The sequence below is a fragment of the Antarcticimicrobium sediminis genome (assembly GCF_004348975.1).
Lineage (GTDB): Bacteria > Pseudomonadota > Alphaproteobacteria > Rhodobacterales > Rhodobacteraceae > Antarcticimicrobium > Antarcticimicrobium sediminis.
This window is the reverse complement of the sequence record NZ_SMFP01000003.1, coordinates 242,580-262,865: the sequence shown is the minus strand read 5'-3', so window position 1 is coordinate 262,865 and position 20,286 is coordinate 242,580. Positions and strand designations below refer to the sequence as shown.

At 65.9% G+C, this 20,286-nt stretch carries 19 protein-coding genes; 14 read left to right on the top strand and 5 right to left on the bottom strand.

What is annotated here, in order from left to right; genetic code table 11:
- Positions 1–133: 133 nt before the first annotated feature.
- Genes E1B25_RS06775 through E1B25_RS06760 form a run of 4 tightly spaced genes read right to left on the bottom strand, consistent with a single transcriptional unit; the run spans position 134 to position 4,069 of the window.
- The gene (locus tag E1B25_RS06775; protein WP_132828003.1) at positions 134–895 is read right to left on the bottom strand and encodes an SDR family NAD(P)-dependent oxidoreductase; all 762 of its coding nucleotides are present in this window, start codon (positions 893–895) and stop codon (positions 134–136) included.
- The gene (locus tag E1B25_RS06770; protein WP_132828002.1) at positions 892–1,830 is read right to left on the bottom strand and encodes an SDR family oxidoreductase; all 939 of its coding nucleotides are present in this window, start codon (positions 1,828–1,830) and stop codon (positions 892–894) included. Before E1B25_RS06770 ends, E1B25_RS06775 begins: the two co-directional genes overlap by 4 nt.
- Positions 1,827–2,729 carry a bile acid:sodium symporter family protein gene (locus E1B25_RS06765; protein ID WP_132828001.1) on the bottom strand — a complete coding sequence of 301 codons (903 nt, stop codon included), beginning with the start codon at positions 2,727–2,729 and terminating at the stop codon, positions 1,827–1,829. The genes E1B25_RS06770 and E1B25_RS06765 overlap by 4 nt, the downstream gene beginning before the upstream one ends.
- The gene (locus tag E1B25_RS06760) at positions 2,726–4,069 is read right to left on the bottom strand and encodes a flavin-containing monooxygenase (protein ID WP_132828000.1); all 1,344 of its coding nucleotides are present in this window, start codon (positions 4,067–4,069) and stop codon (positions 2,726–2,728) included. The genes E1B25_RS06765 and E1B25_RS06760 overlap by 4 nt, the downstream gene beginning before the upstream one ends.
- Before the next feature lie 117 nt (positions 4,070–4,186).
- Here E1B25_RS06760 and E1B25_RS06755 point away from each other — a divergent pair, with 117 nt between their 5' ends.
- The 11 genes from E1B25_RS06755 to E1B25_RS06705 all read left to right on the top strand — a co-directional run bounded on the left by E1B25_RS06755 (position 4,187) and on the right by E1B25_RS06705 (position 16,324).
- Positions 4,187–4,792: a TetR/AcrR family transcriptional regulator gene (locus E1B25_RS06755; RefSeq protein ID WP_245510632.1), complete on the top strand. Its 606-nt coding sequence runs from the start codon at positions 4,187–4,189 to the stop codon at positions 4,790–4,792.
- A gap of 111 nt (positions 4,793–4,903) precedes the next feature.
- Complete coding sequence (locus E1B25_RS06750; protein WP_132827998.1) at positions 4,904–6,061, top strand: acyl-CoA dehydrogenase family protein; 1,158 nt, start codon at positions 4,904–4,906, stop codon at positions 6,059–6,061.
- A 198-nt stretch (positions 6,062–6,259) separates the two neighbouring features.
- Positions 6,260–8,446, top strand: a complete 2,187-nt coding sequence (locus E1B25_RS06745) for a dehydrogenase E1 component subunit alpha/beta (protein WP_132827997.1) — start codon at positions 6,260–6,262, stop codon at positions 8,444–8,446.
- The gene (locus E1B25_RS06740; RefSeq protein WP_132827996.1) at positions 8,443–9,717 is read left to right on the top strand and encodes an NAD(P)/FAD-dependent oxidoreductase; all 1,275 of its coding nucleotides are present in this window, start codon (positions 8,443–8,445) and stop codon (positions 9,715–9,717) included. The genes E1B25_RS06745 and E1B25_RS06740 overlap by 4 nt, the downstream gene beginning before the upstream one ends.
- Before the next feature lie 140 nt (positions 9,718–9,857).
- Positions 9,858–10,682: an alpha/beta hydrolase gene (locus tag E1B25_RS06735; protein ID WP_245510631.1), complete on the top strand. Its 825-nt coding sequence runs from the start codon at positions 9,858–9,860 to the stop codon at positions 10,680–10,682.
- A gap of 66 nt (positions 10,683–10,748) precedes the next feature.
- The gene (gene aroQ, locus E1B25_RS06730; protein ID WP_132827995.1) at positions 10,749–11,186 is read left to right on the top strand and encodes a type II 3-dehydroquinate dehydratase; all 438 of its coding nucleotides are present in this window, start codon (positions 10,749–10,751) and stop codon (positions 11,184–11,186) included.
- Positions 11,187–11,278: 92 nt separating this feature from the next.
- Positions 11,279–11,977, top strand: a complete 699-nt coding sequence (locus E1B25_RS06725; protein WP_132827994.1) for a fumarylacetoacetate hydrolase family protein — start codon at positions 11,279–11,281, stop codon at positions 11,975–11,977.
- A gap of 291 nt (positions 11,978–12,268) precedes the next feature.
- Positions 12,269–13,045, top strand: a complete 777-nt coding sequence (locus E1B25_RS06720) for a crotonase/enoyl-CoA hydratase family protein (protein ID WP_132827993.1) — start codon at positions 12,269–12,271, stop codon at positions 13,043–13,045.
- Complete coding sequence (locus tag E1B25_RS06715; protein ID WP_245510630.1) at positions 13,042–13,560, top strand: MarR family winged helix-turn-helix transcriptional regulator; 519 nt, start codon at positions 13,042–13,044, stop codon at positions 13,558–13,560. Before E1B25_RS06720 ends, E1B25_RS06715 begins: the two co-directional genes overlap by 4 nt.
- A gap of 3 nt (positions 13,561–13,563) precedes the next feature.
- Positions 13,564–15,384, top strand: coding sequence for a feruloyl-CoA synthase (locus tag E1B25_RS06710; RefSeq protein WP_342635586.1), 1,821 nt, complete (start codon positions 13,564–13,566; stop codon positions 15,382–15,384).
- A 67-nt stretch (positions 15,385–15,451) separates the two neighbouring features.
- Positions 15,452–16,324, top strand: a complete 873-nt coding sequence (locus E1B25_RS06705) for an amidohydrolase family protein (RefSeq protein WP_132827992.1) — start codon at positions 15,452–15,454, stop codon at positions 16,322–16,324.
- Positions 16,325–16,470: 146 nt separating this feature from the next.
- Here the strand turns inward: E1B25_RS06705 and truA are convergent, their stop codons facing one another.
- Positions 16,471–17,244 (bottom strand): tRNA pseudouridine(38-40) synthase TruA, encoded by a 774-nt coding sequence (gene truA / locus E1B25_RS06700; RefSeq protein WP_132827991.1) that lies wholly within the window; start codon positions 17,242–17,244, stop codon positions 16,471–16,473.
- A 99-nt stretch (positions 17,245–17,343) separates the two neighbouring features.
- Here truA and E1B25_RS06695 point away from each other — a divergent pair, with 99 nt between their 5' ends.
- The 3 genes from E1B25_RS06695 to E1B25_RS06685 are packed head-to-tail and all read left to right on the top strand — an operon-like array spanning position 17,344 to position 20,224.
- Entirely contained in the window at positions 17,344–18,762 is a 1,419-nt protein-coding gene (locus E1B25_RS06695) for a YcjX family GTP-binding protein (protein ID WP_132827990.1), read from the top strand.
- Complete coding sequence (locus E1B25_RS06690; protein ID WP_132827989.1) at positions 18,759–19,205, top strand: GNAT family N-acetyltransferase; 447 nt, start codon at positions 18,759–18,761, stop codon at positions 19,203–19,205. Before E1B25_RS06695 ends, E1B25_RS06690 begins: the two co-directional genes overlap by 4 nt.
- On the top strand, positions 19,205–20,224 hold the full coding sequence (locus E1B25_RS06685) for a YcjF family protein (RefSeq protein ID WP_132827988.1): 1,020 nt from the start codon (positions 19,205–19,207) through the stop codon (positions 20,222–20,224). Before E1B25_RS06690 ends, E1B25_RS06685 begins: the two co-directional genes overlap by 1 nt.
- Positions 20,225–20,286 lie beyond the last annotated feature (62 nt).

Sequence of the window (20,286 nt, the reverse complement as noted above, 5' to 3'; positions counted from 1 at the left end):
GCCCGGCCTTGAGGGCGGCGATCGCGGCGGTCTGCGCCCGCCACGAGGCCTCCGGCGGGAGTATTTTGGCCAAGAAGAAGGCCGTCCCCGCTTCTTCTTGTTGCAAATACTCATGTCCACCGGCGGCGGGGCATCAGGTGCCGCCGATGTTGCGCTCCATCAGCCGCTGGAACAGGCGCGGCGATAGCCGGTTGATCCACCACGCGAGCCGCGCGACCCGGCCCACGGGGATGAAGTCGCGGCGCCGTTCAAGCCCGTGCAGGATGTCCACGGCGGCCCGGTCCGGGGTCATGTAATCCATGCCGTCTGTGGCTGATCCGGGCCGCGCAATGCCATCAGCGCGGCGCTGCTCGTTGCCGATATTGGTTGCGACGAACGACGGGGCCGCGATGGCGACATGAACGCCGTGGACCCGCTCTTCGGACCTCAGCGAGCTGAAGAACCCGTTGAGCGCATGTTTCGAGGCGGCATAAGCGGTGCGATGATACAGCGGCGAAAACCCGGCGACCGAGGAGATAGCCAGATGCGTGCCCCGCGCCGCGCGCACCGGGGTCAGCAGGGCGCGGGCCATTGCGACGGCGGCGAAATAGTTGATCTCGAACACCCGCCGATGGCTGTCGGCATCGCTTTCGGCGAACCCGCCGATCTGGGTCACCCCGGCGTTGTAGATTGCAAGATCGACCGCGCCGCCGCTCCAGTCGATCACCCGCGTCATGGCCGCCGACAGGCTGACGGGCTCGGTCAGGTCGCAGGCGAGGGGAAGCTGTTGCGGAGTCTGCTCCAGCCCCTCGGTCGTGAGGTCGAGCAGGGCGACGGCCCAGCCTTCGGCCTGCAATTGCGCCGCCAATGCGCGGCCCAGCCCGCCGGCCCCGCCCGAGATCACCGCGTATCTCATAGCCCGGCCCATGACTTCCAGACCTCGAAGGTCTCGGCGCTGGTCTTTTCCGGGATATAGCCGAAGTCTTGTTTTAGCGCGTCATTGGCCAGCACGGGGCGATATTGCAGGAACCGCACCTGTTCCGGGCCATAGCGCGAAAGCCGCAGCGGATGGGCGATGGTCAGCGCCACCTTCAGGCTCCAGGCGGGCAGGCGCAGCACCGGCTTGCCAAGGCGACGGGCGATGTCGGATATGCTCAACGCGCCGTCACCCGCCACGTTGTAGATCCCCGGCGGCCCGTCGGTGGCGGCGCGCAGCAGGATGCGGGCCAGATCCGGTGTCCAGATAAAGACAAAGGGGCTGTCGCAGCCGGCGATGGCCAGCAGCCGGGGTTTGCGAAACAGCGCGGTGATCTGGTTGTCGGTGCCGGTCCCCAGCACCGTGCCGACGCGCAGCACCACCTGTTCCAACTGCGGCTGGTCGCGGCGGGCCTTTGCCAGCATCTCTTCGACCTGTCGCTTGTGATCGGAATAGGGGAACTCCGGGTTGCCGCGCAGCGGATCGCTTTCGCGCAGCCAGGCGGGGGCGTCGGCGTGATAGCCATAGGCGGCTCCGGAAGAGGTGACCACCAACCGCCGCGTGCCAGCCGCTACTGCGGCGGCAAGCACCTTGCGCGTGCCTTCCACATCCACCTGATAGGCGAGTGCGCGCCCGGCGCCGGGGGGCGGGGTGACGATGGAGGCGAGGTGAAGAATGACCTCGGGCCGCTCAGCACCGATCACCTGCGCCGGATCATCGCCGGTGACATCCATGCGGGTGAAGCGTGCATTTTCCGGCAGCTCTGCCGGGGCGCTCAGATCGGTTGCGATGATCTCATGCGCAGTGCCCGCCAGTTCGGACAGCAGGGTGCGGCCCACCATGCCGCCGGCACCGGTGATCAGGATTCGGGTCATCGCGCTGCCTCGCTGCGCGCCATCAGCGCGGCCAGCACGATGCCCGAGATCGCGTGCCAGATCCCCCAGAGCGCGGCCACCACCGCCATGCCGCCCAAGCCGCCGAAAAAGGCAAAGATCAGCACCAGACCCAGACCGGAATTCTGAATCCCGGTCTCAAAGGTCACGGCGCGACGATCATAGGGGGACAGGCGGGCCAATGTGGCCACGCTCCAGCCGCCCGCCAATGCCAGCGCGTTGTGCAGGACCACAAGACCCACAACCGCCCCGGCATAGCCAAGGAAGAACGCCCAGTTCGCCGCCAGCGCCAGCACGATAAAGGCGATGAAAATTGCCATCGACAGGGCCTGAAGCGGGCGGTGCAACCGGGCCGCGAGCGCCGGGTGGCGCATGTTCAACTGCACCCCCAGCACCAGCGGCAGCACCAGCATCAGGCCGACGGTGAGCGCCACCTGAACCGGGTCGATCGCGATTTCGCGCAGGATGTCGCGGGTAGGGCCGTAAAGCCCGCCCCAAAGCGCGATGTTGACCGGCGTCAGCAGGATCGCGCCCACGGTGGCGACTGCGGTCATCGACACCGAGAGGGCGGTATTGCCGCCGGCGCGATGGGTGATGAAGTTGGAGATATTGCCGCCCGGGCAGGCCGCGACCAGAATTAGCCCCAGTGCGATCGAGGGGCGCGGCTGAATCGCCAGAACCATCAGGAAGGTCAGCACCGGCAACACGATGAATTGCGAAAACAGACCTATGATCAAGGCCTTGGGCGCACGGCGCAGGCGGTGAAAATCCTCTGGCTTCAGGTCGATGGCGATCGAGAACATCACCACCGCAAGGATGGCGTTCAACAGCGTCAGCGAAGCGGGGCTGAAATTCAGCGTGATCTCGTCGATGCCACTCATGCCGCCCGTCCCTGCCCCCGTCCCTGCCCCTGACCACGGCGCAGCCGCGCGATCCAGCCGGTGACCGCCTTGCGATAGGTGGCCTTGTCCACGTAATAGGCCATGCGCGGTAGATCGAGATAGGCCATGCCGCCGGTCGCCCGGTCGAACCCGGCCGCCTTTTCCGCCTGCAGCGCGCGGGCCTCGGCACTGCCGTCGCGCAGCCCGGCAAGATAGCTAGCCACCATCTCGGCCTGCTCATGGCGTCCTTGCCAGCCAAGGCCCGAGGCCTCGACCATGCCCAGCACGAACAGGTCGTCGCGGGTGGGGTGCATGGTGTTGAGGAAAAGATGCGGCGCGTCGCCTTGCCAGTTCAGCAGCGCCTTGTCGATGAAGGGATAGTGCAGCTTGTAGCCGGTGGCGGCGACGATCATGTCGTAGTCATGGGCGCTGCCGTCTTTGAACTGTACGGTTTTGCCATCAAATCGTGCAATGTCGGGGCGGATCGAAAGATCTCCGTGACCGGCGTGGTGCAGCACCAGCGAATTGACCACGGGGTGACTCTCATAAAGCTGGTAGTCGGGTTTCGGAAAGCCATAGCGTTGGGGATCGCCGACGAACCATTTCAGGATCAGCCCGTCGATCCGCCGCTTGAGCCACATCGGCAGCTTGATCAGCCCGCCCATGGTGTCGGCGGGTTTGCCAAAGACGTATTTCGGCACGAAGTAATAGCCGCGCCGCATCGACAGATCGCAGCTTTCCCCGTGATGGATCGCATCCACCGCGATGTCGCAGCCCGAGTTGCCGGCGCCGATGATCAGCACCCGCTTGCCGTCGAACTGGCTGGCGCTGTGATAGGCCGAGGAATGGATCAGCTCGCCGTCGAACTGGCCGGGGAAGTCGGGCATGTTGGGTTCCGACAGGGTGCCATTGGCGATCAGCACGCCCGCGAAGGTATCGCTGTGCGCCCCCTCGTCATCGTGCCAGCTGATGCGCCAGCCATCGCCGGGACCGCCGAGCGGCGTAACCTCGCGCACCTCGGCGCCGAAATAATAGCGGCGATAGAGGTCGAATTCCCGCGCGAAGTCCTGAAAATATTGCTTCAGTTCGCGATGCGAGGGGTAATCGGCCACCCCCTCACGCATCGGGAAATCGGTGAATTCCGTCATCGTTTTGGATGAAATCAGATGTGCGGAATCATACATCGTCGATTTCGGCCCGGTGATGTCCCAGAGCCCGCCGACATCTGAATGCACTTCGAACCCCTGAAACGGGATGCCCTGTTCGGCCAGTACCTTGGCGGCAGCCAGCCCCATTGGCCCGGCCCCGATAAGGGCGAACCTGTCGCGTGTTCCTGTCATGTTTCCTCCCGTGCTGGTTGTTATATTGAACATGTGACCAAAATAAAGCAATATGCCTCTGCACACCGGAGAATTCGCGTGGAAAAACAACGGAAAAGGGCGCCTTCGCAGCGATCCTTGCAGACCAAGACCCGCATTCTTGACGCCGCGGAACGGGTCTTTTCCCAGCACGGCTTCGATGGTGCGACGATTCGCGACATCGCGGCAGAAGCAGGGGTGCCGGCGGGGTTGGTGCATCACCACGGTGGCGGCAAGGAAGAGCTGTTTCACCGTACCGTGGCGCGTCGCGCGCAAGAGTTGTCGCAGCTGCGGCTGGAGGCCTTGGCAACGCGCAAGGCGGCGGGGCCGATGGCGCTGCGCGATGTGGTTTGCTGTTTCCTTGAGCCCTATGTCCGCATGGCGCGCGAGGGCGGGCCGCAATGGCTGGCCTATGCGCGGCTGGTGGCCCATGTTTCGGCCGATCCGCGCTGGCGGGGGCTGGCGGCAGAGTGGTTCGATCCGACCATGGGGCGGTTCATCGACGAGATAGCGGCGCTGCACCCCGGTGTGCCGCGCCGGGCTGTCGCCACCGGGTTCGTCTATTCCGTCGCGGCGATGCTGGCGCATGTGACCTCTGGCTGGCGGATCGCTGCGCTGGCCGGGGAGCAGGAGGCGACCGCAGTGGCCGAGGATCTGGTGACCTTCTGTGCCGCCGGGGTCGAGGCGGCGCTGCGCCCACACTGACGCGGCGGCAGACTCTCCGGGACGTTGCGTAGCGGGCGGTGCGGGCGGATTGCCTTTGCTCGGCCACCGCCTAGGATCGGGGTTGAAATCGCATTCTGGGAGGAGCGGCTGATGAGCCTTATCACCAAAACGTCTGGCTGGGCGCAGGACGAACACGGCATGTTCGCCGACAGCGTTGGCCGGTTCTATGACGCCGAACTGGTGCCCAATATTGATCGCTGGGTCGAACAGGGTCTGGTCGATCGCGCCTTTTGGACCAAGGCCGGAGAGGCCGGGATCATGGGCGGTGCGATCGCCGAGGAATTTGGCGGCTCGGGTGGCGGGATCGGCTTTGATGCCATCGCCGTTTATGAACAGGGCGCGCGCGGCGACAGCGGCTGGGGGTTTTCGATCCAGTCCATCGTGATGCACTATCTGGTGAGTTTCGCCACCGAGGAGCAAAAGGCGCGTTGGCTGCCGAAACTGGTCACCGGCGAGATGGTGGCGGCCATCGCCATGACCGAGCCGGGCACTGGGTCCGACCTGCAGGCGGTGCGGACAACAGCGGAGAAGGATGGCAATTCCTATCGGCTGAACGGCTCCAAGACCTTTATCACCAATGGGCATACCGCCGATCTGATCATCGTGGTGGCCAAGACCGCCAAGGGGGCGGGCGCCAAGGGGGTGTCGCTGATCGCGCTGGAAACCGAGGGGGCCGAGGGGTTCCGTCGGGGGCGCAACCTGAAAAAACTGGGGATGAAGGCCAACGACACCGCCGAGCTGTTCTTTGAGGACGTCAAGGTGCCGATGACCAACCTGCTGGGCAATGAGGAAGGGCAGGGGTTTTATCAGCTGATGAAACAACTGCCGTGGGAGCGGTTGCTGATCGCACTGACTGCTTTGGGGGTGATCGATTTCGCCATTGCCGAAACGGTGAAATACGTGCAGGAGCGCAAGGCCTTTGGCCAACGCGTGATGGATTTCCAGAACACCCGGTTCAAGCTGGCCGAGATGAAGACCAAGGCCGAACTGTTGCGCAGTTTCGTCAATGATTGCATCACAAGGCTGGAGGTCGGCGAGCTGGACGCCGCCACCGCATCGATGGCGAAATACTGGGGCAGCCAGACCCAGAACGAGGTGGTGCATGAATGCCTGCAGCTGTTCGGTGGCTATGGCTACATGATGGAATACCCCATTGCGCGGCTCTATGCCGACAGCCGGGTGCAGATGATCTATGGTGGCACCAACGAGATCATGAAGGAGTTGATCGCGCGTTCGCTCGACGTGTGAGCCCGGCTTGGCTGTTGCCGGAGCCTCCGGCGGGAGTATTTTTGCCAAGAAGAAGCATGGGGGGCGGCCGGTTTCGCGGGGCGCGCAGGCGGCTGCCCGACTTCGCCGCCTTTCTCTGTGCTTTTCTCTGCGCTTTTATCTCCGCTGAACTTGTGCTGATGTGCCCGGTGCAAGAATGGGAAAAGCAGAGGGGCCCGCATGGATCGCGCCGAGATCGTTCATCGCAATTTCCTGTCCCGCGTGGCGGCACAGGATTTCCCCGAGGGGCCGTCCCCGCGGGCGGGGCTGTCGGGTGAGGCGGCGGTGTCGCTGTTTCGGGCGCAATGCCTGAGCCGGGCGCTTGACCGCACCAGCCGGGCGATGCAGCGGGCCGGTCAGGGATTTTATACCATCGGCTCTTCCGGGCATGAGGGGATGGCGGCGGTGGCGCATGCGCTGCGCCCAGATGACATCGCGTTCCTGCATTACCGCGATGCGGCGTTCCAGCTTGCGCGGGCGGATCAGGTTCCGGGGCAGGATATGGTCTGGGACATGCTGTTGTCCTTTGCCTGTTCGTCTGAGGATCCGATCTCGGGCGGGCGGCACAAGGTGTTGGGCTCCAAGGCGTTGATGATCCCGCCGCAGACCTCGACCATTGCCAGTCATCTGCCCAAGGCGGTGGGGGCGGCCTATGCGCTGGGATTGGCGCGGCGGCGGCCGCCGGAGCATCGGGAGCTGGCCGTGGACGGCATCGCCATGTGTTCCTTTGGCGATGCCTCGGCCAACCACTCCACTGCGCAGGGGGCGATCAACACCGCTGGCTGGACCTCGGTGCAGGGGGGGCCGCTGCCGCTGCTGTTCGTGTGCGAGGACAATGGCATCGGCATCTCGGTCAAGACGCCGACGGGCTGGATCGAGGCGTCGATGGGTCATCGACCCGGGATTCGGTATTTCAAGGCGGATGGGCTGGATCTGTATGAAGCCCATGCGGTGGCGCGGGAGGCGGCCGAGTATGTGCGCCGCCGTCGCAAGCCAGCGTTTTTGCATCTGCGCACCGTGCGGCTTTATGGCCATGCCGGGGCGGATGTGCCGACAACCTATCTGAGCAAGGCCGAGGTCGAGGCGGATGAGGCCAATGATCCGCTGCTTCATTCGGTGCGGTTGCTGGCGCAGGCCGGGGCGTTGCAGCCCGATCAGGCCTTGGCGATCTATGAAGACAGCTGTGCGCTGGTCGAGGCGCGCGCGCGCGAGGCGGTGACGCGGCCGCATCTGCAAACCGCCGCCGAGGTGATGGCGAGCATTGTCCCGCCGTCGCGCGCTTGCGCGGCCACCAACGGGCCCTCGGCGCAGGCACGCGCGGCGGTGTTCGGCAGCGATCTGAAGGCGCAGGACGAGCCGCAGATCCTGTCGCGCCTGATCAACTGGGCGCTGGCCGATCTGATGCTGGAACATGGCGACGTCGTGCTGATGGGCGAAGACGTGGGCCGCAAGGGCGGGGTCTATGGGGTGACGCAGAAGTTGCAGACGCGGTTCGGGTCGGACCGGGTGATCGACACGCTGCTGGACGAGCAATCGATTCTGGGGCTGTCGATCGGGATGGCCCATAATGGGTTTCTGCCGCTGCCCGAGATCCAGTTTCTGGCCTATCTGCACAATGCCGAAGACCAGATCCGCGGCGAGGCGGCGACGCTGCCGTTTTTCTCCAATGGGCAGTTCAGCAACCCGATGGTGCTGCGCATCGCCGGGCTGGGCTATCAGAAAGGTTTTGGCGGGCATTTCCACAATGACAACTCGCTGGCGGTGCTGCGCGATATTCCTGGGCTGATCCTTGCCTGCCCCTCCACCGGGGCCGAGGCGGCGATGATGTTGCGCGAATCCGTGCGGCTGGCGCGGGAGGAAAACCGCGTGGTGGTGTTTCTGGAGCCGATCGCGCTGTATCCGATGCGGGATCTGCATGAGCCGGGGGACGGTGGCTGGCTGAGCCGTTATCCGGCGCCGGATGCGCGGATCGCATTGGGCGAGGTCGGCGTGCATGGTGAGGGGGCCGATCTGGCCATCGTCACCTATGGCAACGGGCATTTCCTGTCGCGCCAAGCGCTGCCGGAGATCGCGGCGGCGGGGCTGGCGGTGCGGGTGATCGACCTGCGCTGGCTGGCGCCCCTGCCCGAGGCGGCGCTGCTGGCGGCGGTGGCGGGATGCGCGCAGGTGCTGGTGGTGGATGAATGCCGCAAGTCGGGCAATGTATCAGAGGCGCTGATGACGCTGTTTGCAGAACAGGGCATTTCGGCGGCACGGCTGACGGCGCAGGACAGTTTCATCGCCACCGGCCCGGCCTATGCCGCGCCGCTACCCAGCCGTGAGGACATCGTCGCTGCGGCGGTGAACCTTGCGGGGCGGGGGGTATGAGCGCGGCGGAGCAGGGGCTTTGGGCGCAGACCTGCGGCGAGGCGGTGCAGGCGCCGCCGCTGCAGGGCGATGCGCAGGCGGATCTGGTGGTGATCGGCGGCGGGTTTACCGGCGTCTCGGCGGCGCTGCATGCGGCGCAGGCGGGGGCCGAGGTGCGGCTGCTCGAGGCCAAGGAGATCGGCCACGGCGGATCGGGCCGCAATGTGGGGCTGGTCAACGCCGGGCTGTGGCTGCCACCCGCCGATATCCGCGCCCAGATGGGGCAGGCGGCGGGGGATCGGTTGACTGCGGCGCTGGCCGGGGCGCCTGATCTGGTGTTCTCGCTGATCGTGCAGCATGGCATCGCCTGCGAGCCGGTGCGCGCCGGGACGCTGCATTGCGCCCATTCCCGCTCCGGGATGGCCGATCTGCGGCGGCGCCACGCGCAGCTTGTGGCCAGTGGTGCGCCGGTGGAGCTGTTGCAGCCGGCGCAGGCAGGGGCCCGGCTGGGATCAGCGGCCTTTCACGGGGCGCTGTTCGATCCGCGCGCGGGCACGTTGCAGCCGCTGGCCTATGCGCGCGGGTTGGCGCGGGCGGCGGTCGCGGCGGGGGCGCATCTGCATGGGCAGAGCCCGGCGCGCACGGTGCGTCCTGCGCAGGGCGGGTGGCTGGTGGAAACGCCGGGCGGCACGATCCGCGCGCGGGCGCTGCTGATGGCGAGCAATGCCTATCATCAGGGCGGCGTCGGGATGCCGGCCCCGGCCTTTACAGCCGTGCATTTCTTTCAGCTTGCCACCGCGCCGCTGCCTGAGGCGCTGCGGGGCGATATTCTGCCCGGGGGCGAGGGCGGCTGGGATACCGGGCGGATCATGTCCTCGTTCCGGATGGACGCTGCGGGGCGGATGGTGATCGGGGCGATGGGTGATCTGGGGCACCCCGGTGCGGCGCTGCATCGCGGATGGGCCCGGCGCAAGCTGGCGCGGTTGTTCCCGGCGCTGGCGGGGCAGCCCTTGGAGGTCGAGTGGTGCGGGCGCATCGCCATGACCTCGGATCATGTGCCTAAGGTGGTGCGGTTGGGTCCCGGCGCGCTGAGCGTGTTCGGCTATTCCGGACGCGGGATCGGGCCGGGCACCTTGTTCGGGCGCGAACTGGCGCAGGCGCTTCTGAGCGGCGGTGACAGTGGCCTGCCGGTGCCCGTGGTGGACGCATATGGGGAGCCATGTACTGGCCTGCGGCAGGCGTTTTTCGAGACCGGTGCGGCGTTGACCCATCTGGTCGATGCGCGGCGTTGAGTTGGACGTGAGTGGGAATTGAGGGGCTAGCCCCTCAAGCTCCCCGGAGTATTTCCGGCCAGAAAAAGTGGCGCGGCTACGCTTGTTCGGGAATTGCTGCGCGCCTAGGGTGGCGCGGAAAATCAGGGTGAGGGTGTAGGGTGATCAAGGCGCAGACGGCTTGGCCGATTGATTGGGACGAAGCCTTTGACAATGCCGGCCATGTGCCGGAGGCGGCGGCGATGGCGGCGCGTTGGGCCGGGGAGGCGGCGGTGCTGCGCAGCGCGGCGCGGGCCGAGCTGGATCTGCCCTATGGCTCTGGCGTGCGCAACCGGTTCGATCTGTTCCGCCCGGCGGGGGCTGCGGCCGGGCTCGTCGTATTTGTTCACGGCGGCTATTGGCACAAGTTCGACAAGAGCGCCTGGTCGCATCTGGCTGCCGGACCGCTGGCGCAGGGCTGGGCGGTGGCGATGCCGAGCTATACCTTGGCGCCCGAGGGGCGGGTGGCGCAGATGACCGGCGAGATGGCGCAGGCGATCACGGCAGCGGCGGAGGAGGTGGCGGGGCCGGTGCGCCTGATCGGCCATTCCGCCGGTGGGCATCTGGTGTCGCGCATGGCCTGCGAGAATGCACCGTTGCGCGCGGACGTGGCGGCGCGGCTGGAGCGGGTGGTCTCGCTCAGCGGGCTGCACGATCTGCGTCCGCTGTTGGGCTCCAAGATGAACGATATTCTGCGGCTGAGCGAGGCCGAGGCGGCGGCAGAAAGTGCTGCGCTTTTGGCTCCGCGCATGGATTTGGACACGTTGTTCTGGGTCGGGGCGGCAGAGCGTCCGGAGTTCCTGCGCCAGACCCGCATGATTGCCGAGATCTGGGGTGAGGGCGGGGCGCGGGTGCGTGACCACTATGATCCGGGCCACAACCATTTTACCGTCGTGGCGGAACTGGCCCGGCCTGACAGCGATCTGGTGCGGGCGCTGATCGGGTGAGGCGGGTGGTTGCGCCTTGGTGCGGCCCTGCCTAGTCTGCCCCGACCCATATCACAGGACGCAGCCATGGCGCGGATGATCCATATCCTCAACGGACCCAACCTGAACCTGCTGGGCAAGCGGGAACCCGAGATTTACGGGCGCGATACGCTGGAGGATGTGGCGCAGAGCTGTGCCACGTTGGGCGATGCGCTGGGGCTGGAGACCGCGCTGTATCAGTCGAATCACGAGGGTGAGATTGTCGAGATGATCCACCGTGCGCGCGAGGCGGCGTCGGGGATCATCATCAATCCGGCGGCCTATACCCATACCTCGGTTGCGATTCTGGATGCGCTGAACGCCTTTGAGGGGCCGGTGCTGGAGGTGCATATCTCGAACGTGCACAAGCGTGAGAGCTTTCGCCATCACTCCTATGTGTCGCTGCGTGCCGAAGGGGTTATTGCCGGGTTCGGGGTGCAGGGATATGAGCTGGCGCTGCGGCGGATAGCGGTGCTGCTGGGCTGAGACGTGGGCAAGGACAAGGGCGGGGGGGTTCCTGATCCTGTCTGGGATCCTCCGCTGCTGAAACAACATGAATTTTGCGAGGAACGCGCGACATGACCCAATATCTGTTTGAACCGCCCAAGGTGAAATCCGTCCCGGTCAAGGGCGAGGCGGCGCAGTACCCGGTGGGGCGCATCTTTTGCGTCGGGCGCAACTATGCCGCCCATGCCATCGAGATGGGGGGAGAGCCAGACCGCGAGGCGCCGTTCTATTTCACCAAATCGCCGCAGGCGGCACTGGCGAGCGGCGAGACGCTGCCCTATCCGCCGGGCACCGAGAATTTCCATTACGAGATGGAACTGGTTCTGGTGATTGGTGCCCCGGTGTTCCGCGCCAATGCCGAACAGGCTGCGGCGGCGATCTATGGCTATGGCTGCGGGCTGGACATGACCCGGCGTGATCTGCAGCAGGTCGGGAAGGACAAACGGCGACCTTGGGATCTGGGCAAGGATGTCGAGGGCTCGGCCGTGTTCGCGCCTTTGAGCAAGGCGGCTGACCTGGGCGAGATCGGCCCGCAGCGCATCCATCTGGAGGTCAATGGCGTGGTCAAGCAGGACGCGCATCTGCATGAGCTGATCCACAGCGTGGGCGCTGTCGTGGCCGACCTGTCGAAATATTATCACCTGATGCCGGGCGATCTGATTATGACCGGCACGCCGGCGGGCGTTGGTCCGGTTGTGGCGGGCGATGTGATCACCGGCGGTATCGACGGTCTGGACCCGATCGCGTTGAAGATCGGCCCGGCGGACTAGGCGCAACAGGATTTTGGCGGTGGCCATTGCATCGTCGCATCAGATGCGGGCCTGCGATGGCGATGCGCCGGTCGCGTTGGGGGCGGTGTCGAACGAGACCCTCTGAGCAGTTTCAGACCAGATAGAGGGCGGCCCGGGGAAACCTTGGGCCGCCTTTTCTTTTGGCCCGTTCTGTTCGAGGGCGGCGCCTTGTTGTGAATTTGCTTTACGACTCTGCGAATTATTAGTTATAAAGAACAACAGTTATATACCATTGCTGTCCACGGATGGGCCGCAACCGGGGAGGATACCATGACCCAGCCCATGCTTTCGATCGACCTTCAGGGCGCGATTGCCGTGTTGACCCTGAACCGTCCAGACAAACGCAACGCCATGTGCGACCAGTTGCTGGAAGAGATCGACGCCTTTTTCTCGCACCCGCCCGAGGCGGCCAAGGTGGCGGTTCTGACCGGGGCGGGCGGGCATTATTGCTCGGGGCTTGATCTTGGCGAACATGTCGCCCGCGATGCTGAGGGCACCATGCGCCATTCGCGCAACTGGCACGCGGTGATGGATCGCATCCAATACGGCGGGCTGCCGGTGGTGTCTGCGCTGGCGGGCGCGGTGATCGGGGGCGGGCTGGAACTGGCCACCGCAACCCATGTGCGCATCGCGGAACCCTCGACCATCTTTCAACTGCCCGAGGGGCGGCGCGGGATCTATGTCGGCGGCGGCGCCTCTGTCCGGGTGGGGCGCATTCTGGGGGGCGACCGCATGATCGAGATGATGCTGACCGGGCGCAAATACAGCGCCGACGAGGGGGTCGCGCTGGGCCTTGCGCATTACGCGGTCGGCGCGGGCGAGGCTTTGGCGATGGCGATGGATCTGGCTGCCAAGATTGCCGCCAATGCGCCGCTGTCGAACTATGTGATGATCCAAGCACTCAGCCGGATCGAGGATATGGACAAGGCCGGGGGGCTGTTTACCGAAAGCCTGTGCGCGGCGCTGACCCAGACCAGCCCGGATGCGGTGGAAGGGCTGGCCGCCTTTCTTGAAAAACGTGCGCCCAGCTTTGGATCGGGCAAGTGAGCCGCAGCGGGGCCGGGAAACCCACGCCGAACATCGCCGCAGTGGCGCAAGGGGAGGAGAGCCCGCAGGTCTCGGACGCCACGCTGTGCGGCTTTATCGGCTATCACATGAAGCGCGCCTTCAACGTGGTGCAGGCCGATCTGAACCAGACGCTAAAGCCCTTGGGGCTGCGCATGGTGACCTATTCGGCGCTGGTGCTGATCGTGGACAATCCCGGCCTGCGCCAGTCACAGCTGGCCGCGGCGCTGGATGTGGAGCGCGCCAATCTGGTGGTGATCGTGGACGAGTTGGAGCGTCGCGATCTGATCAGCCGTGACCGGGTGCCGAGTGACCGGCGCGCCTATGCGCTGAACCCGACACCGGCGGGGCGGCATCTGTATGAACGCGCCTTGGAGGCGGTGCGCGGTCATGAAGCGCGGATGCTGAACGGGATGGAGGAGGAGACGAAACAGGTCGTGATCCGGGCGATGAGCCGGATCCGGCGTGGCTCTGAGGGAGGTTCGAGGGGAGGATGAACCATGACGATGACAGCACTATCGCGGTATCGCCCGCATAACGTTTTGCGCGAACAGCGGGCGGACGGCACCATCCTGCTACGCTCGGGCGATGCGCTGGGGCCGGTTGCCGACCGCACCGGCGACTGGTTGCACCAGTGGGCAGAGGCGGCGCCCGAGCGGGTGTTTCTGGCCGAACGCAGCGGTCCCGGTTGGCGCGAGCTGAGCTATCGCACGGTGTTGCAAAAGGTTCGCGCCGTGGCCGCCGCGCTGCTGGGCCGTGGATTGGGGCCGCAGACGCCGATCATGATCCTGTCGGGCAACGGGGCGGACCACGGCATTCTGTCGCTGGCCGGGCAATATGCCGGGATCCCGGTGGTGCCGGTGGCGGAACAATATGCGTTGATCCCCGGAGCCCATGGCCGCCTGCGCCACGCGATGGAGTTGATCGGGCCAAAGCTGGCTTATACGGTCGATGCCGGTCCCTATGGCGAGGCGCTGGCGCTGGATGTCTTCGAGGGGGTCGAGATCGTATCGTCCCGCCCGGGCCGTTCGGGCGCGACGCCGTTCTCTGACCTGCTGAAGGGCGCGGGGGGTGTGGATGTCGAGGCCGCCTTTGCTGCGGTTACGCCGGAGTCGGTGGTCAAGATCCTGATGACCTCGGGCTCCACCTCCAGCCCCAAGGGGGTGATGACGACGCAGCGGATGATGTGCGCCAATCAGGCGATGCTGGCCGAGTCGTTGCCGTTCCTGCGCGATCGCCCGCCGCGGATCGTCGATTGGCTGCCGTGGAACCATGTGTTCGGCGGCTCGCACAACTTCAACATGATGCTGGCCAATGGTGGATCGCTGTATATCGACGACGGCAAGCCGGTGAAGGGGCTGTTTGGCCGCACGGTTGAAAATCTGGGGCTGATTTCGGGGACCGCGCTGTTCAACGTGCCTGTGGGCTTTTCGATGATGCTTGAGGCGATGCGCAAGGACGATCACCTGCGCAAGATGGTGTTGTCGGATCTCGACATGCTGTTTTACGCCGGCGCCTCGCTGCCTCAGGAGGTCTGGTCTGGGTTTGAACAGATGGCGATGGAGACCCGTGGCGAAGTGCCTTTGATGACTTCGTCCTGGGGCCTGACGGAAACCGCGCCCGCGACCATGATCCAGCAGGAACCGACCGAGCGTTCTGGCGTGGTGGGTGTGCCGATGGCCGGTGTGACGGTCAAGCTGGTGCCCGAGGAGGACGCCCGGTTCGAGGTGCGGGTCAAAGGCCCAAATATCATGCCGGGTTATTTCCGCGCGCCGGAAAAGACCGCAGAAGCCTTTGACGACGAGGGCTTCTTCATCACCGGCGACGCCATGAGCTTTGTCGCACCAGACGACGCCAACATGGGCATGAGGTTCGAGGGCCGCATTTCCGAGGATTTCAAGCTGACCTCGGGCACATGGGTGCGGGCCGGGCAGTTGCGACTTGAGGTCTTGGCCTGTCTGGGGCCGCTGGCTAGCGATCTGGTGATCACCGGGGCCGACCGGGACGAAATCGGGGTGATGATCTTTCCCGATCTGGCCGCGCTTGAGGTCGCAGGATACGAGACTGCGGAACAGGAAGGGGCGTTGCAGGATCCTAAGCTGTTGGCGGCGATCCACCGCTGTCTGGCCGAGCGCGCGCGCGCGATGTCGGGCAGTTCGTCGCGCATCGCCCGCGCCATGGTTCTGGCCGAACCGCCCTCGATGCCCGAGGGCGAGATGACGGCCAAGGGCAACCTGAACTTTCGCAAGGTGCTGAGCCGCCGCGCGGAGCTGTTGGAGCGGCTCTATGCGCCGCAAGATCCCTGCGTGGCGCGGATTTGAGCGCCCGAGGGGGCCGGTGTTTCGCCCGGCCCCTGCCCACTCCTGTTTGAGCTGAAGAGGACACCGAATGATCGATCTGTCAAAAATCCGCGCCATCGACATCCACACCCATGCCGAGGAACCCTGCGGTTGCCATGCCGATGATGGCTATGACGACCTGCAATCCACCATGGCCGGCTATTTCGGCGCCCCGTGGAGCCATCCGCCCACGGTACAGCAGACCGCCGCGCATTACCGCGCGCAGAACATCGCGGCGGTGATCTTTCCCGTCGATGCCGAGCGCGAGACCGGCTATCGGCGCTACAAGAACGAAGAGGTGGCAGAACTGGCCGCCGAGAATTCAGATGTGCTGATCCCCTTCGCCTCGATCGATCCGTGGAAGGGCAAGATGGGGGTGCGCGAGGCGCGCCGCCTGATCCGTGATTTCGGCATCAAGGGGTTCAAGTTCCATCCTACCATGCAGGGGTTCTGGCCCAACGACCGCATGGCCTATCCGCTGTATGAGGCAATCGCGGAAGAGGGCGGCATCGCGCTGTTTCACACCGGCCAGACCGGGGTTGGCTCCGGCATGCCGGGCGGCAACGGGATGCGGTTGAAATATTCCAACCCGATGGTGATCGACGATGTGGCGGTGGATTTCCCCGATCTCAAGATCATCCTCGCCCACCCCTCGTTCCCGTGGCAGGAAGAGGCGCTGTCTGTCGCCCAGCACAAGCCCAATGTCTATATTGACCTTTCCGGCTGGTCGCCGAAATACTTCCCGCCGATTCTGGTGAAATACTGCAATTCGATCCTGCGCAAGAAAGTGCTGTTCGGCTCTGACTGGCCGATGCTCACGCCGGAGCGCTGGCTGGCCGATTTCGAGAAGATCGCGATCAAGGACGAGTTGCGCGAGGATATCATCAAGACCAACGCCGCGCGGCTGCTTGAATTGATGTGATCGGTTCGGGGAGCCTTTTGCGTCGGTGAGGGGGGCGGGCCGGGGATCGAGGGGCCAACCCCTCGAGCACCCCGGAGTATTTCTAGCCAGAAAAAGATTGGGGTCTGAAAAAGGTCGGGGGCCAGGAAGGTCGGGGCGTCGCCGGTTCAGGCTTGCGCGAACGGGTCTTCGGGGTAGCCGACGCGCGCCAGATACAGCCCCTGTGGCGGGCAGACCGGGCCGCAGGCGTCGCGGCTGCGGGCCTCCAGCGCGGTGCGGACATCTTCGGGCGACCACGACCCGGTGCCGACGCGTTCCAACGTGCCGACAAAGCTGCGCACCTGATTGTGCAGGAAGGAGCGGGCGCGGACGTGAAAGTGGATTTCGGGGCCGGTGCTGCCCTCGACCTGTTCCACCTGAAGCGAGTCCAGCGTTTTGACCGGGCTTGCCGCCTGGCAGACCGTGGAGCGGAAGGTGGTGAAATCGTGCCGCCCCACCAACAGGTCTGCACCCGCCTGCATCGCGGCGACATCCAGCGGTCGCGAGACTTGCCAGACCTGGCCTCGGTCAACGGTGGCGGGGGCGCGGCGCATCAGGATGCGGAACAGGTATTGCCTCTCGGTGGCCGTGAACCGCGCATGCCAGTCGTCGGCCACCCGGGCCACTGCAACGATCGCCACCGGCGCGGGCTTGAGGTGAAAGTTCAGCGCCTCGGCCAGGCGATAGGGCGCCCAGTTCTTGGTCAGATCGCAATGCGCCACCTGTCCCAGCGCATGCACCCCCGCATCGGTGCGTCCGGCTGCGCTGACGATATGCGGCCCCGGTTCCAGCCGCGCCAATGCCGTCTCGATCGCGTTCTGGACCGAGGGCTGGTCCCTTTGCCTTTGCCAGCCGGCAAAGGGGGCTCCATGATATTCGATTTTCAAAGCATAACGCGGCATGGCCGGCTGTTAGCGCGCGCCGCGCGGATCGGCAAGACCTGCTTGGCCTCGGGGTCGCGCGCGCCTATCTTGAGGGCGAGGCAACGGCAGGAGACCGAATTGGTCATCGCATCACTGGCAGACGGAATTGTGCGCGGGGTCGAAACCGTTGGCGACCGAATTTCTGAAACCCTGTTCGAGCCGGTGATCCGGCTGGGGGTGACCGGGCTGTCGCGCGCGGGCAAGACGGTGTTCATCACCTCGCTGGTGGCGAACCTGTTGGACCGGGGGCGCATGCCCGGTCTGGTGGCGCAGCAGGAGGGGCGGATCGAGGCCGCGTTCCTACAACCGCAGCCGGACATGACAGTGCCGCGGTTTGATTTCGAGAGGCATCTGGGCGCGCTGAGCGGACCGGAGCCGCATTGGCCCGACAGCACGCGGATGATTTCCGAGCTGCGCCTGTCGCTGCGGGTCCGCCCGTCGGGGTTGCTGGCGGGGTTGCAGGGGCCGCGTACGGTGCATCTGGATATTGTCGACTATCCCGGCGAATGGCTGTTGGATCTGGGGCTGCTGGACAAAAGCTATCAGTCCTGGGCGCAGGACACGCTGAACCGGCTGGAGCATCGCGCTGACGCCCAAGGGTTTGTCGAGCGCGCCCGCGCCGCCGATCCCGACGCCCCCCACGACGAGGCGGTGGCGCAGGATCTGGCGCGCCGTTTCACCGCCTATCTGCACGGCGCGCGTGACAGCGGCGCCTATGATTGCATCCCGCCGGGGCGGTTTGTGTTGCCGGGCGATCTGCAGGGCTCTCCGGTGCTGACCTTTGCGCCGGTTCCGGTAGAGGGATCTGCGCGGCGGGGCACGCTGCATCGCGAGATGGAGCGCCGGTTCGACGCCTATAAGTCCAAGGTGATCAAGCCGTTTTTCCGTGACCATTTTGCCCGCATCGACCGGCAGGTTGTATTGGTCGATGCGCTGGGCGCGATCCACAAGGGGCCGCGCGCGGTCGAGGATCTGTCCAAGGCGATGAGCGATATCCTGTCGGCGTTCCGACCGGGGCGAAACGCGTTTCTCAGCCAGTTGTGGCACGGCAAACGGGTCGATCGGGTTCTGTTCGCCGCCACCAAGGCGGACCATCTGCACCATAGCCAGCACGCCCGCCTGACCGCGATCATGTCGGCGCTGACCCGGGGGGCGCGCGATCGGGCGCAGTTTGCCGGGGCCGAGACGGCGGCGATGGCGATCGCGTCCTTGCGCGCCACCACGGAAGAGGTTCGCCAGCATGCGGGGCGCGAGCTGTCTTGCGTGCGCGGGCGGCTGTTGGAGGATGGGCGGCAGGCGGCGTTCTATCCCGGTGAGTTGCCCGAGGATCCGGCGCGCCTGTTGGGGCCGGCTCATGCCGGGGCCGAGACATGGCTGGATGCGGACTATGGGGTGATGCGCTTTGCGCCGCCACGGCTCAGCCTCGTGCCGGGGGACGGGCCGCCGCATATTCGGCTGGATCGCGCCGCGCAGTTCCTGATCGGGGACCGGCTGTGAGCGTCCATCTGCGTCCCGCCCGGCCGCTCGATGCCAGTGCGATGGGGGATATCCTGTACAGTTTTCAGGTCGAAGTGCACAAGGCGCCGAGGATGTGGTCGGGGGCCGAGACGATCGCCTATTGCGGCGAGATGATCGAGAACGACTGGGTCACCATGGCCGAGAAGGCGGGCCGTGTGGTCGGGTTTCTGGCGCGTGACGGCGCAGAGGTTTGTGCGCTCTATGTCGTGCCCGATCTGCGCGGTGCGGGGCTGGGGCAGATCCTGCTCGACGCGGCCAAACAGGGGCGCGATCGGCTCTGGCTCAAGGTGATGGAGTACAACAGCGGCGCGCAGCGGTTCTATCGCCGCAACGGGTTCGTCGAGGTCGCGCGCAGCGACGGGGCGGAGAATGACGAGAACCTGCCGGACATCACCATGCTCTGGCAGAGAGAGGGAACATGATGACCAATCACCCGGTGCTGATCGATCTGGAGGAGAGCGGCGAGCCGACCCCCGATGTGGCGCGGGCCGCGCCGGTGCCTGATGTCGACCCCGAAATGTTGGATACGGCGGGCGCGGGCGGCGCGATGGCACGGGCGGTGCGGCTGGCGGCGGGGCGGCCCTCGCGGTTGGCGCGCTGGGCTTGGGGGCTGGCGGGCGCGGTGCTGGGCGCGGTGATCTCGGTCGCGGCTTGGGATTTCGTGATGGGGTTGCTGGCGCGCGCGCCGCTGCTGGGCTGGGTGGTCAGCGCGCTGGTCGTGGCCTTGCTTGCGGTGTTGGCGCTGTTGGCGGTGCGCGAACTGGCGGCGATTGGCCGGTTGGGCCGGATCGATGGGCTGCGCCGGGCCGCCGATGTAGCGCTGGCCGAGGCGGATCTGGTGGCGGCGCGGGCCGTTGCCGGGCGGCTGATCGCCTTCTACGCGGGCCGGGAAGAGACCCGTTGGGGACGTGCGCGGCTTGAGGGCCGGGTGGAGGAGCAATTTGATGCCGAGGCGGCGCTGGCGCTGGTCGAGGACGAGTTGCTCGCCCCGCTTGATCAGGCTGCCGCGCGCGAGGTCGAGGCGGCGGCGCGGCAAGTGGCGGCGGTGACCGCGCTGGTGCCACTGGCGCTGGCCGATGTGTTTGCCGCGCTGACCTTCAATCTGCGCATGATCCGGCGGGTGGCCGAGATCTATGGCGGGCGCTCGGGCCTGTTGGGAAGCTGGCGTCTGACCCGGGCGGTGTTCACCCATCTGGTGGCCACGGGCGCGGTGGCGGTGGGCGACGATCTGCTGGAGCCTGTGCTGGGCGGGTCCATTCTGGCCAAACTGTCGCGACGATTCGGCGAGGGGCTGGTCAATGGTGCGCTGAGCGCGCGGGTTGGCGTGGCCGCGATGGAGGTGTGCCGCCCGCTGCCGTTCTCGCCGCGTCACCGGCCGTCGGTGCGGGGGCTGGTCCGCCGCGCGCTGACCGGGGTGTTTTCGCGTGACGGGTCGGCTTGATTTGGCGCAAAGGCGGGACACAGGCATGCGCCTAATCTGAGCCCTGTGCGCGAGGAATGAGG

Excerpts from the sequence above, each read along its gene's own strand:
- E1B25_RS06775 (WP_132828003.1), bottom strand. The coding sequence starts at position 895 with ATGAGATACGCGGTGATCTCGGGCGGGGCCGGCGGGCTGGGCCGCGCA.
- E1B25_RS06770 (WP_132828002.1), bottom strand. The coding sequence starts at position 1,830 with ATGACCCGAATCCTGATCACCGGTGCCGGCGGCATGGTGGGCCGCACC.
- E1B25_RS06765 (WP_132828001.1), bottom strand. The coding sequence starts at position 2,729 with ATGAGTGGCATCGACGAGATCACGCTGAATTTCAGCCCCGCTTCGCTG.
- E1B25_RS06760 (WP_132828000.1), bottom strand. The coding sequence starts at position 4,069 with ATGACAGGAACACGCGACAGGTTCGCCCTTATCGGGGCCGGGCCAATG.
- E1B25_RS06750 (WP_132827998.1), top strand. The coding sequence starts at position 4,904 with ATGAGCCTTATCACCAAAACGTCTGGCTGGGCGCAGGACGAACACGGC.
- E1B25_RS06745 (WP_132827997.1), top strand. The coding sequence starts at position 6,260 with ATGGATCGCGCCGAGATCGTTCATCGCAATTTCCTGTCCCGCGTGGCG.
- E1B25_RS06740 (WP_132827996.1), top strand. The coding sequence starts at position 8,443 with ATGAGCGCGGCGGAGCAGGGGCTTTGGGCGCAGACCTGCGGCGAGGCG.
- aroQ (WP_132827995.1), top strand. The coding sequence starts at position 10,749 with ATGGCGCGGATGATCCATATCCTCAACGGACCCAACCTGAACCTGCTG.
- E1B25_RS06725 (WP_132827994.1), top strand. The coding sequence starts at position 11,279 with ATGACCCAATATCTGTTTGAACCGCCCAAGGTGAAATCCGTCCCGGTC.
- E1B25_RS06720 (WP_132827993.1), top strand. The coding sequence starts at position 12,269 with ATGACCCAGCCCATGCTTTCGATCGACCTTCAGGGCGCGATTGCCGTG.
- E1B25_RS06710 (WP_342635586.1), top strand. The coding sequence starts at position 13,564 with ATGACGATGACAGCACTATCGCGGTATCGCCCGCATAACGTTTTGCGC.
- E1B25_RS06705 (WP_132827992.1), top strand. The coding sequence starts at position 15,452 with ATGATCGATCTGTCAAAAATCCGCGCCATCGACATCCACACCCATGCC.
- truA (WP_132827991.1), bottom strand. The coding sequence starts at position 17,244 with ATGCCGCGTTATGCTTTGAAAATCGAATATCATGGAGCCCCCTTTGCC.
- E1B25_RS06685 (WP_132827988.1), top strand. The coding sequence starts at position 19,205 with ATGACCAATCACCCGGTGCTGATCGATCTGGAGGAGAGCGGCGAGCCG.